The organism is Enterobacter sp. PP-008-ECC_S150 (assembly GCF_045257065.1).
GTDB classification, from domain to species: domain Bacteria; phylum Pseudomonadota; class Gammaproteobacteria; order Enterobacterales; family Enterobacteriaceae; genus Enterobacter; species Enterobacter chengduensis.
Genome location: NZ_JBJHHG010000038.1, coordinates 15,762 through 28,417, shown reverse-complemented (window position 1 = coordinate 28,417; position 12,656 = coordinate 15,762). Strand labels below are relative to the sequence as shown.

The 12,656-nt window shown below is 44.7% G+C and carries 13 protein-coding genes and 1 pseudogene; 10 read left to right on the top strand and 4 right to left on the bottom strand.

The genetic code is table 11. The features are described from left to right. Positions 1-869: pseudogene (gene pcoS / locus ACJBF3_RS24945) on the top strand (copper resistance membrane spanning protein PcoS); the annotation flags it as partial. Positions 870-1,086: 217 nt separating this feature from the next. Next, on the top strand, positions 1,087-1,521 hold the full coding sequence (locus tag ACJBF3_RS24940; RefSeq protein ID WP_000723070.1) for a hypothetical protein: 435 nt from the start codon (positions 1,087-1,089) through the stop codon (positions 1,519-1,521). A gap of 257 nt (positions 1,522-1,778) precedes the next feature. On the opposite strand, the gene ACJBF3_RS24935 is transcribed toward ACJBF3_RS24940, so the two are convergent. Then, the gene (locus tag ACJBF3_RS24935; protein WP_001572377.1) at positions 1,779-2,894 is read right to left on the bottom strand and encodes a nickel/cobalt efflux protein RcnA; all 1,116 of its coding nucleotides are present in this window, start codon (positions 2,892-2,894) and stop codon (positions 1,779-1,781) included. A gap of 122 nt (positions 2,895-3,016) precedes the next feature. Here ACJBF3_RS24935 and rcnR point away from each other — a divergent pair, with 122 nt between their 5' ends. The 3 genes from rcnR to ACJBF3_RS24920 all read left to right on the top strand — a co-directional run bounded on the left by rcnR (position 3,017) and on the right by ACJBF3_RS24920 (position 5,775). Beyond that, positions 3,017-3,289: a Ni(II)/Co(II)-binding transcriptional repressor RcnR gene (gene rcnR / locus ACJBF3_RS24930; RefSeq protein ID WP_000019951.1), complete on the top strand. Its 273-nt coding sequence runs from the start codon at positions 3,017-3,019 to the stop codon at positions 3,287-3,289. 465 nt (positions 3,290-3,754) lie between these two features. Continuing rightward, a complete protein-coding gene (locus ACJBF3_RS24925) occupies positions 3,755-4,573 on the top strand; it encodes a DUF4942 domain-containing protein (protein ID WP_000193209.1) in 819 nt (272 codons plus the stop codon). Next, on the top strand, positions 4,570-5,775 hold the full coding sequence (locus tag ACJBF3_RS24920) for a hypothetical protein (RefSeq protein ID WP_001572381.1): 1,206 nt from the start codon (positions 4,570-4,572) through the stop codon (positions 5,773-5,775). Before ACJBF3_RS24925 ends, ACJBF3_RS24920 begins: the two co-directional genes overlap by 4 nt. A gap of 279 nt (positions 5,776-6,054) precedes the next feature. On the opposite strand, the gene ACJBF3_RS24915 is transcribed toward ACJBF3_RS24920, so the two are convergent. Genes ACJBF3_RS24915 through ACJBF3_RS24905 form a run of 3 tightly spaced genes read right to left on the bottom strand, consistent with a single transcriptional unit; the run spans position 6,055 to position 9,052 of the window. After that, entirely contained in the window at positions 6,055-7,374 is a 1,320-nt protein-coding gene (locus tag ACJBF3_RS24915; RefSeq protein ID WP_000078514.1) for a DUF1173 family protein, read from the bottom strand. A gap of 22 nt (positions 7,375-7,396) precedes the next feature. After that, positions 7,397-7,564, bottom strand: a complete 168-nt coding sequence (locus tag ACJBF3_RS24910) for a hypothetical protein (RefSeq protein WP_000220758.1) — start codon at positions 7,562-7,564, stop codon at positions 7,397-7,399. Between the two features lie 60 nt (positions 7,565-7,624). Further along, entirely contained in the window at positions 7,625-9,052 is a 1,428-nt protein-coding gene (locus tag ACJBF3_RS24905; protein WP_000833382.1) for a DNA cytosine methyltransferase, read from the bottom strand. 214 nt (positions 9,053-9,266) lie between these two features. On the opposite strand from ACJBF3_RS24905, the gene ACJBF3_RS24900 reads away from it, so the two are divergent. From ACJBF3_RS24900 to ACJBF3_RS24880, 5 genes are all read left to right on the top strand, one after another. After that, positions 9,267-9,782, top strand: coding sequence for a thermonuclease family protein (locus ACJBF3_RS24900; protein WP_031942328.1), 516 nt, complete (start codon positions 9,267-9,269; stop codon positions 9,780-9,782). A 2-nt stretch (positions 9,783-9,784) separates the two neighbouring features. After that, entirely contained in the window at positions 9,785-10,681 is an 897-nt protein-coding gene (locus ACJBF3_RS24895) for a hypothetical protein (RefSeq protein ID WP_000975181.1), read from the top strand. A gap of 47 nt (positions 10,682-10,728) precedes the next feature. Further along, entirely contained in the window at positions 10,729-11,043 is a 315-nt protein-coding gene (locus tag ACJBF3_RS24890) for a hypothetical protein (RefSeq protein WP_001005009.1), read from the top strand. Between the two features lie 73 nt (positions 11,044-11,116). Further along, entirely contained in the window at positions 11,117-11,374 is a 258-nt protein-coding gene (locus ACJBF3_RS24885; protein ID WP_000637193.1) for a hypothetical protein, read from the top strand. A gap of 986 nt (positions 11,375-12,360) precedes the next feature. Next, the gene (locus ACJBF3_RS24880) at positions 12,361-12,558 is read left to right on the top strand and encodes a hypothetical protein (protein ID WP_001371914.1); all 198 of its coding nucleotides are present in this window, start codon (positions 12,361-12,363) and stop codon (positions 12,556-12,558) included. The last annotated feature ends 98 nt before the right edge of the window (positions 12,559-12,656 follow it).

Here is a 12,656-nt window from a genome sequence, read left to right as displayed (position 1 = left end):
TCGGTCTGGTCTTTATTTCTGTTTTTCTGGGCTGGCTGACCACACGTATTGGTCTGAAACCGCTACGGGAAATGACCAGTCTGGCTTCCTCCATGACCGTACACAGCCTGGATCAGCGTCTTAATCCCGATTTGGCTCCGCCGGAAATTTCTGAGACCATGCAGGAGTTCAATAACATGTTCGATCGCCTGGAGGGGTCATTCCGGAAACTGTCAGATTTCTCGTCTGACATCGCGCATGAGCTGCGCACAGCGGTCAGTAATCTGATGATGCAGACGCAGTTTGCACTGGCTAAGGAAAGGGATGTTTCGCATTACCGCGAAATCTTATTCGCTTACCTGGAAGAACTGAAAAGGTTGTCACGAATGACCAGTGATATGCTTTTTCTGGCACGTTCAGAGCATGGTCTGCTGCAGCTGGATAAACATGATGTGGATCTGGCCGCCGAACTGAATGAATTACGTGAGCTGTTCGAGCCTCTGGCAGACGAAACAGGAAAGACAATCACCGTTGAAGGAGAGGGCGTTGTTGCCGGAGACAGCGATATGCTGCGACGTGCTTTCAGTAACCTGCTTTCCAATGCAATCAAGTATTCTCCCGATAACACCTGTACAGCGATACACCTTGAGCGTGACAGTGACTGTGTGAACGTGATGATTACGAATACGATGTCCGGCCAGGTTCCCGCTAATCTGGAACGTTTGTTTGATCGGTTCTATCGAGCTGATTCATCAAGGGTCCACAACACGGAAGGCGCGGGGCTGGGATTATCAATTACAAGGTCGATCATTCATGCTCATGGCGGCGAGCTGTCAGCAGAACAGCAGGGGCGGGAAATTGTGTTCAGTGTGCGCCTGTTAATGGATTAATCCCGTTCTTCAGGAGAAACCTGGAAGGTGACAAAATTGTCATCATTCAGTCACGCGATAAACAGAGGCGGTTTTTTATAATCATACATAAATCAGGAGCAGAGTGATAACGCAATCGCCTGGTTCCTGGAGTGATGAATAACCCGCCCTGAGATCAAATGCTTTCTCTGTTATAAGCCGTTGATTGTTTGGGTATGAAAACACCGGAGACCCAACCATGAAAAAGATCCTTGTATCATTTGTTGCCATTATGGCTGTCGCTTCATCCGCCATGGCTGCAGAGACAATGAACATGCATGACCAGGTAAATAATGCCCAGGCACCCGCCCATCAGATGCAGTCAACCTCTGAAAAAAGCGCTGTTCAGGGAGACAGTATGACAATGATGGATATGAGCGGACACGATCAGGCTGCAATGTCCCATGAAATGATGCAAAACGGCAACGCTTCTGCCCACCAGGACATGGCGGAGATGCATAAAAAAATGATGAAAGGCAAACCAGGGGCCACCAACGAATCAGCAACGTCATTTTCAGAAATGAACGAGCATGAAAAAGCCGCTGTTGTGCACGAGAAGGCGAATAATGGTCAGTCTTCCGTTATTCATCAGCAGCAGGCTGAAAAGCATCGCAGCCAGATCACCCAGAATTAACCCGCAGCTCCACTTGTTAGACCCTCATTTGACGCCGAAGTCACTGGCTTACGCTCCCGTCCGGGAGCGTTTTTTTTATTCTTTCATTTATCATTGAGTCTTATGGGAATGGATTTAATCAGTTACTTAATCCCTGCCTCAGCAACAAGTCCCGGAAAGAGCAGCTTTATATTCCGGGTTTTTCTGCTCATAACCTCAACGGTGGCGCTTAGGATGTACTTTGTAAGTACCCAGAGTGTGTGTCATCAGTACCGGTGTTAATGCACCAGCCCATTCCAGCCATGTATACCCATGTAAATCCCAACAGCAGCAATCAGGGCGCTTGAAATATAGGGGGCTCTTCTGGCGATGGTATTGAAGCCACTCCAGCGTTTGGCGACCTGACGAACGCTGATCGCCGCACCCACTCCAACCGTTACGAGGGTCAATGCCAGGCCGATACTGAAACAAACAACCAGTGTGGCACCCAGCGTAAGCGCTTTAAGCTGAAGGCAGATCAACAATACAGTTATAGCTGCCGGGCAAGGGATAAGCCCTCCTGTCAGTCCAAATATCAGGATTTGCCCGTTGGTTACTTCTTTCCCGTCGAAGCGGCGTTTTATGTCATTGGCATGAGCCAGTTCGTGAGCGTCCTGATACTCTTTCGAATTCACATCCAGCCCATCAAGCTCAGAGTGGTCATGGTCATGGTCGTGTTCAGCGAACGCCACATCATAGTCATGGACATGACCACGATGTCCCAGAGACAGACGTACGTTGAAACTGTGAGGCTCAGGGATGGGAGATGTTGACTCCAGATAATCACCATGATCAACAAATTCAAAAGTCTGAGAGATCGTACTGTTTTCCCGAAGTGTGGTTAATGAGATATCTTCAGAAGCCCATCTTTGGCCACTAAGAGTGCGTAGCCGCCAGTGGGGAAGTTGTCCTTCTTCAAAAATGGACAGTTCAACTTTTCCATGGCCAGTATCGATCAACCTTGTTTCGTCATGGTGATGATGTTCATTCTCCTGCATTCCCTCCAGCCAGTTTTTCTCACCGCTCCAGGTTCGCCAGAACATCCAAAAAGCCGTACCAAGGATGATCACTGAAGAGACCATCTGTAGCCAGGGTTCGGCTGATTCTGCGGTAAATTTATTACTGATATACATCCCTCCAAAAGCAATCAGCCATACGACTGCAGTGTGCGACAATGTTGCCGCGACACCCAGCATCACGGCCTGACGTACGGTGCCTTTTATAGCAATGATGAATGCTGCCATCATTGTTTTGGAGTGCCCGGGCTCCAGTCCATGAAGCGCGCCAAGCAGAATGGCGCTGGGGATGAAAAACCATGCGTTGCCTTGCTGAAGAAGTGTCGTAAATTCGTTCATGAGAATCATTCTTGGTTATTAAGTGTAGGCCGGATTCTACTCCCCCCCAGTAAAATATACTACCCCCCAGTAGAATAACGCTGGTATAGTTACATAAAATATCCAGGAGAGTGAGAGCCCACATGTCACATACCATCCGCGATAAACAAAAACTGAAAGCACGTACAAGCAAGATCCAGGGGCAGGTTGCTGCGCTGAAAAAAATGCTTGATGAACCTCACGAATGTGCCGCTGTACTGCAACAAATAGCCGCCATACGTGGTGCCGTGAATGGTTTATTGCGTGAAGTGATTAAAGGACATTTGACTGAACATATTGTTCATGAAAGTGAAGAACAGAAACGAGAAGAAGACCTGGACGTTGTGCTGAAGGTTCTGGATTCTTACATCAAGTGACAGTTTGGCTAAAAGCCCTGAGCATTAATTTATCTAAATAACACGTTATCAAGTGACGGTTTTGGGCTGTTTGTAGCGGCATAGTGAGTTTGTTTAATCAATGAGCTTTAAGATGCCCCCCTTCATGCAAGGCAACGCGTACATTTCTGGTACATCTACTTCCCTTACTTTGCTCAGGGCAACCCACATTGTTAAAGCCTCTACTCGCTGACCATCAAAATCACCCAACGTCAGATAATGGAAAAAAATTTTGGATGACATTTTGAAACGTGTCCTCTGCTGTGAACGTCGAGAGATGCTACGCGAGAAAGGAGATGACCTACTTAGTATCCTGTTAAGTAGGTCTATCTGAAGAAGTAGACAACTTTAAAGTCTTTTTCATGTTAAAGGAGACAACTTTAATGTCTGTGTACACCTACCTTTGCTCAAATCAAAATGTTCTGACATACCAAAATGGAGTGTAAAATGACTCAAAACCAGGGTTCTGAGCCAGTACCGGCGAGCCGGACAGGGCAGCTCATCAGCGCCCGGGATATGGCCATGCAGAAATTCGAAGAAGGGATGCGGTTAATCTCGGAAGCGTCGGAACTGTGCGGTCTCTCTCTCTTCACCAGCAGAATTATGCAGCCCAACGCATTTGGTCTTCCGTCGTCACTGGATCGCACCATCGAGGAGGGGCGTAAGGAAATTGACCGTAAAACGTGGAAAAGGCTCTTTGAAGAAACAGGTATGGACCGGTACTGGAACCATAAGCAAAAAGAAGCCTTTAACGAATCCCTTCGTACGGATCCGCCCGTCGCTTCCCTGGAGATTGTTAAGGGAACATTACAGCATGCACTGGCTAACAGACGAGACACCCTTGCAGAAGGTTTCGTTGATGTTCTCAACAAGCTTGACCGAAGTTTCAAAAGCAATGCCAGGCAATATACAATGCCAAAAAAGCTTGTTCTTCGGGGGATTTTTCCTGGTGTGAACGTGCTGAGGTACAACGGTTTCTCGCAGGACAATCACTTTTGTTTACGCGACTTTGAGAATATTGTATGCATCTGTTCTGATACTCCAACACCTGCAACCGGCGGTGGGCTGAGTATGGTCGACAGGCTGACGGCCATGAGAAATACAGAATTCACAGGCGAGGTCAGTGATGAGAATGGCTGGCGGTGTCGCCTGTTTGAGAATGGAAACGTTCATATTTGCATCGACAGTATCTCGCTTCTGAATGCTCTGAACGATCTTATCAGCATATATTTTGCAAACCAGCTTCCGGCCGCAGGAAAAAAATGATGATTGAAAATGATAAAGAAAAAAGCCTGAACGATGCTACCCCGCCAGAGGTGCAGAATGACATCCGCAGCGAATCCACTGAAAAATCAAAGGAAATGGGTCGTTCAAGGTACTCATCTATCGCGATGATCGATTACTTCAATGCAATCGAACGTCTGTGCAAAGAGAAAGAAATTAACCCGGAAAATATCGATCTGAGCTTCAAAGTTCACTGGCTCAGAAACGCTGTTGGCGGCTCGTTTGCAAGGTCACAGGAGATGTTCGCGGAGTACCAGAAGTATGTTAAAGAGGTTCCTGAAGAGGCCCGTTACCTGGATATACCCGATGAGGTAAAGGTTGCACTCGGCGATATTATCTCGTACATCACCTGGCACTACCGTAGAAGCTATACCGCAATACAGAATGATAGTGTTAAAAAAGCTGAAGCACGTAGCATGCAGCTGGAGGAGGAGGTAACGCAGCTGTTACAGCGGCTTGAGCAAAGCGCTACCGATATGGATGAGCTGAAACTTGAGAATCAGGCACTACAGGGTCGATTAGAGATCCGGGACAGTACCGTCAAGGAGTTAGAAACAAGGCTGAATGTTGCCGAAGCAGAACTCGAAACCTGCCATCACCAGTTAGATAGCACACGGCATGAATTGAGCCTCGCACAGCAGTCAAATGACTCACTCTCCCAGCAACTGGCTGAACGTAAAACAGAGATCGCTGGTCACCTTGAATATCAAAAAAAGCTGAACGAAGAGATCAACACGCAGCGTTCTGATAACGCCGGTCTTTCCAGACAATGCGACCAGTTAAGTCAGACTGTGTCAGATACAAAGGCAGAGAGGGACAGGTTTGAACAGGAATTGATTGCTGCACAGAACCTTTGTACTGAGCTGAAAAGTGCACTGTCCGGGAAAGAGGGTGACCTGGTGGCGGTGAATGCCGAACTTACTGAACTCCATAAACTAAACGAGTCGCTGAGCGCCGACCTGAATAAAGTAACTTTGGTCAGCCAGGGCTATGAAGCGGAAGTGGCTGAACAAAGCAATGAACTCAAAACGCTCCAGGCCAAAGTAATGAAGCTGGAAGCTACCCTGGAGGCGGAGAAAACAATCTCAGAATCCCTGAAAGGCACCATTGATACATTAACTGGTGCAATGGCAGGGGGAGGTACTGGAAAGTCAAAACAGCCGCGTAGCAGAAAAACATCATGATAAATGAAGCCAGGTTGATACACTTCTCTGCATCCCCTGGCACATAAGAACTTCTGCGGACATTCAGCCCGTCCGCAGGAGTTTTCGTCCTTCAGTCAACAAATGCACTACCTTTTTTGAGTCTCCACTTTCCAGAGCAGAAAACACGTTACCGATTCTACCAACAGCTTGTATCTGAGTGATAACCCCAGTCTTGTAATCATCTAGGATCCCTGACAGGAAAGCGTTCAGTTTTGTCTGTTCGCTTAGCGAAAGCATGTAGGACATTTTTTCTCCATTTTAAGCAGGTGTGTCAGTTGAAAGAGGTTTGCGTGATTCTGGAAAATGAGGCAGCACCATAGTTTCAGATGCTGTGGTCGCATCCCAGTGCCACCATCCATAAGGCCCATATTCACGGTTGTAATAATCTTTTTTGAGTTGCTTTCGGGCCAGATAAGCAGGAGTGGCCATACCAAATACTTCCATCGGGAACGGCTTATCGCTTTTTGTGTCGAGCAGGTAGAAGTCAGGGAACACCTCACTAATACTCGCATCATAACGCATGGGCTTAACGTACTGCCGGTGCTCTGCATCCAGCTTTTCTGCAACAACCGCCTCATAGGAGGAGTCCAGAGGTATCCAGTTCTCGCTAACGTGCATCAGCACAATTTGATGAGCTCTTACAGAAGGGCCTCTGCCGGTTACCGCAGCTGGTGACGTCAACGCAAAGACAACTATTTTCGCCCCGGATTTCCATGCTGCGTACTCCGATGAAAATCGTTTCTTTACGCTATCCCAATGGACTTCTGAATTGAAAAAAATCAGCGGTAGCCCCCCAAAATTCCGCAGGGGTAAAAATTTAAGTGGCTTCTCATGCTTTTCAGCATCGTAGCGAGGTAAAACTGACAGGAGCATGAGACGTTTATCACTCATCGCCTGTGATGAAAGACGCTGAATTTGCGACTGAGCGACAGGTTGTTTCGGGTCAGGTACACCAATGAATAAATGGTCACCTATGCAGGCTCTGCCGGTACGAATTTGTTTAGCGGTTTCAAGCAGACGATACCGTACCAGTGAATCGTTACGTTTCCCTGCCATTTTCGGGTACCAGACATTCAGACCAGACTCTGTCCACAAAAGACTAAGCAAGCCCAGGAGGGTCATTGAGGCCTGACCTCCTTCTGGTCGCTGAACATGGGGCAGGGGAGGCACTTCTGATTTTTCAGGAGGATCTTTCTCTGTCATACCGATACCGAGCCTTACAGCCATATCACCTTCGGTTGTAATCCGGACCACACCACTCGCATATCCTTTCAGGCCGGTATGCCGGGCATCAAGGGAGAAGAATACACAGGAAGGATCATGCTCAATGCCCGTGTTAGCGGCTTTGACGAGAATAAAGGCATCACCGTTCGGTAAAGCACGAACATAAAGTCGCTTTTCTCCTTTTCCACGACATCCGCAGGTGATGACTGATTTTTGACCTGAGGTGTGGTGTGCCTTTTTAAGAGCCGACTGCCACCCTTTAGCAAACTCATCCTGCGTTTGAAAGTCAGGTGAATACCTTTTGACGTTTGGATCGTCGTCGTAAGCAATCATCACTGCGAATTTTTGGCTCATAGTAGTCTCCTAAACAGGAAGTTTAATATCCCAACCAGAGCAACACTTCCTGAGCGTCATACTGTTCCTTTACGCCCATGTCGCTAAAGAATTCTTCGAAATCTGTTTCGGGAACGCAATGCCTGGACAGTTCTTGTAATGCTCGTTCTTTAGATACCGTCTCACCTTCAGCTGATTCGAAATACGTCATGGTTGACCTCTGACATTATTACAACAATCTTAAGCATTTAAATTGATGAAGGAGCTCAGGTCAGCTGACTTCGTCGTAAAACTGCCGCAAGCGCTGGGAGGCTGCAAATTCAATTCGTGACTTCAGCAGTTTGGCGACGGCCGCAAAGACATCAACGACCACGGAGTTCCCAAACTGTCTGTAAGCCTGTGTATTGGACACAGGGATACGGAAAACACTTTCCCCGGGTTTATCGAAGCCCATTAGCCTGCTGCATTCACGTGGCGTTAGCATGCGTGGCCGACGGTCCATGTTGTATGTGTTATGGAAATCAGTTTCTCCCAGTTCATGAGACCAGCCCCGATCAATAAGAATTTCAGATCCGTCTTTCATATAGCGGCTTGAGAGGGTTCTGGTGACACTATTAACATTGGAAGGATCTACTAGTCCAAAACCAAAACCATTGCCTTTTGCCGCATGTTTCTTTGCATAGTTGTATAAGTACTCCCAGAGTTTAGGGGAGAGGATGTATTTACTATCTACGCTCGGATCCAGTAAATCTGAGAGAGAAGGGCGCTTGTCCGGATAAAAGTCTTTAATGTCTCTCAGAGTAAAACCGTCTTTCAGACGTAGGTCGCGGCGAAAACCAATAAGGACGATACGTTCACGGTGCTGGGGTCGGAAATGACGGCCATCGATGACTTTAGGATCATCCGCGCCCGTGCTTTCGCTGTTTGCGACGTCGTAGCCAAGCTCATCGAGCGTTTTCATGATGATGTTAAAGGTATTACCCTTATCGTGACTCTTCAGATTTTTTACGTTTTCCAGAACAAAAATTGCAGGTTGTTTTGCCCGGATGATCCTGGCCACATCAAAGAAGAGCGTACCCTGAGTGTCGCACTCGAAACCGTGTTTGCGACCCATAGAGTTCTTTTTACTGACACCGGCGATGCTGAATGGCTGGCATGGAAATCCCGCAAGAAGAACATCATGATCCGGGATAGAGGCATCGATAAATTTGTATGCCTCGTCATCAGTAACCTCGGGCCGGTTGCTAAGAGTGATGTCACGGATGTCTGAATTGAAGCGGTGCTCGTTCTCATCGCAATACCAGTTCGCCCGGTAAGTACGGCTGGAATAAGTATTCCATTCGCTCGTGAAAAGACATTTACCACCGATGGCATCAAATCCGCTTCGCAGTCCACCTATCCCTGCAAACAGATCGATAAAGCTAAAGTGCCTGTCCTCATAATCAGCAGGTCGTGAAGGTATTAAAGTCTGTAGATAGCGTCCATCTGCGATACTCAGCTCACAATGCTCAGGTATGCATGTAACCTGACGTTTAAGGGATGCACGGGACCAATTACTGCCATTTTCATCATTTAATACCTGAGCCAGATATTTCAGGTCATAAATGGTCGAAGCTGTTAACAAAGTTTTGTGGATCAGAGATGGTGTTTTATCCACATCATTCAGGTCTGTCTCAAGATCATGAGTGTAACGTTTCATCCAAACTCTCTCAGGAATAATATCTTTGAGATAGATTAACACGCTTAATTTGGATTATTTTTTGGTTCAGGTTCTAAATTTATTGTGATTATTCTGCCTTTAAGTTGCAAAAAGATTGGTTTTAAGCCCGCCCATGAAATAATGACTTGTTAAAATACTGCCTGTAAATAGGCTTGTGGATACATGTCTGTACTCAACAAATCAAGGTGAAATGATGTTTTTTTTAACAAAGTTACTTTTGCCCATCATGATTGTTGTATTCCCAGTGGCGTCCTGGGGGAACTCAACAACTTTTGAGGCAAAGGTGGTTAAGATTGTTGACGGTGACACCATAACTGCGTTGGATGCTCAAAACACAACCATCAAAATACGGATGTATGGTATAGACGCTCCTGAATCTAAACAGGCTTTTGGCCAAAAAGCAAAACAGGCCTTAACCACAGCTATAGCAACTAAAATCGTTACCGTGATAGACCATGGTACGGATATCTATGGCCGTATGTTAGGTACCATCTGGTTAGATGGATATGATATCAATGCCTCTATGGTGGACAGTGGATATGCGTGGGTTTATCGGTTCGAAGATAACGCCATTGTCCCTGGCTATATCAAATATGAATCCGCAGCACAAAAGGAGGCAAAAGGGTTATGGGCAGACACCAACCCTGTCCCACCATGGCAGTGGAGACAGGCAAACGAAAAGCCCAGAAAGGTGAAAGGGAAGAAATAACCATGATGAAAGAGCCTCATCCGTTACTTCAGTTGGTACTAAACGATTCCGGTCGTCTAACCATGCCTGTTTATTATAGAGATCAACAGTATTGCCCGACTTGCCTTACAAAGGTGTTGAAGAGTGAGGATGGAAGTTTGGCGCACCTCGGGGAAATAAATCAAAATACATGTAGACCTTCTATTTCAGTAGTTGTGACAAAAGCAATTATTGAAATGTTATGTGACGGGGAAAAAATATTTGTAAATCCAATACGATACCGAGGCCGGGTGCTGGCACCCTCAGTAATTTTTTCTCCCGACACTCACACTTTCAAACCGTTTATAAATACAGACTATCAGCCTGTGGGAGCAAACTGGAAAAGTGAAAAGGGATATAAACTCGGTCTGTTTTATCTCAAAGATCGAGCCAACTCTATCAATAAAGAGGAATTTGATTTCATTGCCGTTATAGACCCTAAGGCAATGCAGAAAGAATTTATTTCGGCCTGGTCTGAGGTTGATGAAAAAAATCCATTGGAAACGCTGAAGCAGATCTTACGATCTAAAAACAACTCTTCTTTATGGGTAAAATGGCCTGGCAAAATTGAGCATGCGCAAAAAGGAAATTGCAACGAAAATTACTGGTTCGATTATCAATCTGATAATCAGGAAGTGAACTGTACGGTCTCTGTTGTAGGTATCGAAGGTAACAGTTCCGGTGAGACAATTTATAGATTGCAAACTTTGCTAAAGCGTAAGCTCAATGAATATCAACTGGTTCGGTCTTTAGGGACTATTATGCTTCTTGATAATACCGGGAATATGATTCCATCAAACCATCCTTATTTTGAAGTCATCTCAAAAGCATGTATAAATGGAGTGCGTGACTTTGTTCGTCAAAACCCGTGGGTAGTCTGACGGTCAACTATAAAGCATAATATAATTAGTAATAACAAGGAACAGACATGAATGAAAACTCAGTAATCTTAATAAGTTTATTTTGGTTTTTTTTTGGATCGAGTGTTGTAGCTGGTTTTATGGATGCATCATTATATTGCTGGATTTTTGCAGCCATAAGCGCATTGTTTCTTCTTTCGGTGATACAAACACCAAAGGAGTTAACGGTATCTATTCTTCTTGCGGTACTTATGGCAAGCTCCGCAGGTGTTTTCATTCTGGCTTATAAAGTCAAAACGAATGTCGTTTCACCAATCTATCTCTTAAAAAAGCCTACTGCATACATGGCTGAAATAGATAACCGAAGGATTCATGGTTACTAAATATTTTGCAATTGCATCATTTGACGGTCCGGGTTTATTTACCCACAGCATCGACTAATTCAAGAGGTTACATATGATAGTTTCAGAAGCAATTTTTTATTCTTCTATTATTTCCTGGGTTCTTTATTGGTGGTTTATTGGAAATATTACTAAAAAGGTAGGGATGCTTGTTGTTCCACTCACGCTTACCTTCGGATGTTACATTTATGCAATTCATTTGGATGATTCCGAACAGCAAACCAATTTACGTTGGGAGCAGATCGGTTTTATTACCTTTATAATTGTGATAATGTGGGCAGGAAAGTTTGTGATGAAAAGACTATCTGAATGATGATCTAATCCACACTTTTCGATATCTTAGAAAAGTAACTTTGTGAGCAAACAGTCATATGACATGCAAAACGCTGATCTCAAAGACAGATGATGGATACACATTTAGCATTTCACCTTACGAAGACGGGTACCGCTTATCAGTCTCGCCTGAAAATCGTCACAATGGTACCCAAAGCTTTGACGGCTGGTTCCCACGTTTTTTTTCCGAACCACAGTATGCCAAATCATCTTTAACTAAGTTTCTCGGTGAGTCCTTAGTATGGGAAGAAGATTCAAGTAATGCTCTATGAGATTACTTATTATAAATTTTTCTATTAATCTCCATGGAGTGATATATGAATTTGGCCTATTTTTTATTTTTGTCTATAACTGTTATGCTTACGAGCTTTATTATTAAATCACTTGTCGTATTGGTAAAGTTCAAATTACTTCGTGATGAACGTCTCGAATATACCAGCAATAAAAATATTGATGAGATGTACGATTTAATGAATGCGAAGGAAGAAATCCTCATAAGGCATCATAAGCAGATGTTGGCATTGCATCTTTCACTATTAATATTCGTTCTATTTATTGCTTACATTTACTAAAAATAATTTTATTCAACATTTCAACAAAGGGTTTTCAATGGAAAGCTTCGAAACTGAACAAATGATTCAATATGCTTTCTACATAAATATCGTAATAACGACTGGTTTGGCATGGTTTTGCTTGCGGTCAGGATTGCATTACAATTTTTTCAGAAAAGCAGAGAGTGCCAGAACAAAAGGGCTGAGTAGTACCTCTACTGAACACGGTCCAGCAATTGTGAGAATAAAGAAGCTACAAGCATTAGTAGATTTTATTAGTAACTGTGCTTTTCTAATCCTTTCAATTGGCACAGCTTATATTTTGTATTTTTGGATCCACAGTTAACTCATACAAGGTAACTTCGGCAAATAACAACTTCTAATGCAGGACTTTAATAACTATAACGGATGCTACATGAAAAACGACAGTTTAATTACGCGGTATAAAATACTTAAAGGCGAACGCGATGAGTCTATCTTCACCATAATAATCGCGCTAGTAGTAAAGCTGGGGCTGGTAGCCCTGGCATTCTATCTGTTGCTTGGTTCCACGATTGATTGGTCAAGCTGGAAAACCTATGCCGCCATGTTGATCTTTGGAGCATTTCTCTAAAAGGATGACCACGGCAATACCAGGTCAGACAACAAGGTCGTTAGCATGATCGTTGGAAGCAACGGAAGCACCTTGAAAAAGGTCGGCAGCACTATAAA

Excerpts from the sequence above, each read along its gene's own strand:
- ACJBF3_RS24890 (WP_001005009.1), top strand. The coding sequence starts at position 10,729 with ATGAATGAAAACTCAGTAATCTTAATAAGTTTATTTTGGTTTTTTTTT.
- ACJBF3_RS24915 (WP_000078514.1), bottom strand. The coding sequence starts at position 7,374 with ATGAGCCAAAAATTCGCAGTGATGATTGCTTACGACGACGATCCAAAC.
- ACJBF3_RS24885 (WP_000637193.1), top strand. The coding sequence starts at position 11,117 with ATGATAGTTTCAGAAGCAATTTTTTATTCTTCTATTATTTCCTGGGTT.
- ACJBF3_RS24895 (WP_000975181.1), top strand. The coding sequence starts at position 9,785 with ATGATGAAAGAGCCTCATCCGTTACTTCAGTTGGTACTAAACGATTCC.
- ACJBF3_RS24920 (WP_001572381.1), top strand. The coding sequence starts at position 4,570 with ATGATGATTGAAAATGATAAAGAAAAAAGCCTGAACGATGCTACCCCG.
- ACJBF3_RS24925 (WP_000193209.1), top strand. The coding sequence starts at position 3,755 with ATGACTCAAAACCAGGGTTCTGAGCCAGTACCGGCGAGCCGGACAGGG.
- ACJBF3_RS24940 (WP_000723070.1), top strand. The coding sequence starts at position 1,087 with ATGAAAAAGATCCTTGTATCATTTGTTGCCATTATGGCTGTCGCTTCA.
- rcnR (WP_000019951.1), top strand. The coding sequence starts at position 3,017 with ATGTCACATACCATCCGCGATAAACAAAAACTGAAAGCACGTACAAGC.
- ACJBF3_RS24905 (WP_000833382.1), bottom strand. The coding sequence starts at position 9,052 with ATGAAACGTTACACTCATGATCTTGAGACAGACCTGAATGATGTGGAT.
- ACJBF3_RS24880 (WP_001371914.1), top strand. The coding sequence starts at position 12,361 with ATGAAAAACGACAGTTTAATTACGCGGTATAAAATACTTAAAGGCGAA.
- ACJBF3_RS24900 (WP_031942328.1), top strand. The coding sequence starts at position 9,267 with ATGTTTTTTTTAACAAAGTTACTTTTGCCCATCATGATTGTTGTATTC.
- ACJBF3_RS24935 (WP_001572377.1), bottom strand. The coding sequence starts at position 2,894 with ATGAACGAATTTACGACACTTCTTCAGCAAGGCAACGCATGGTTTTTC.
- ACJBF3_RS24910 (WP_000220758.1), bottom strand. The coding sequence starts at position 7,564 with ATGACGTATTTCGAATCAGCTGAAGGTGAGACGGTATCTAAAGAACGA.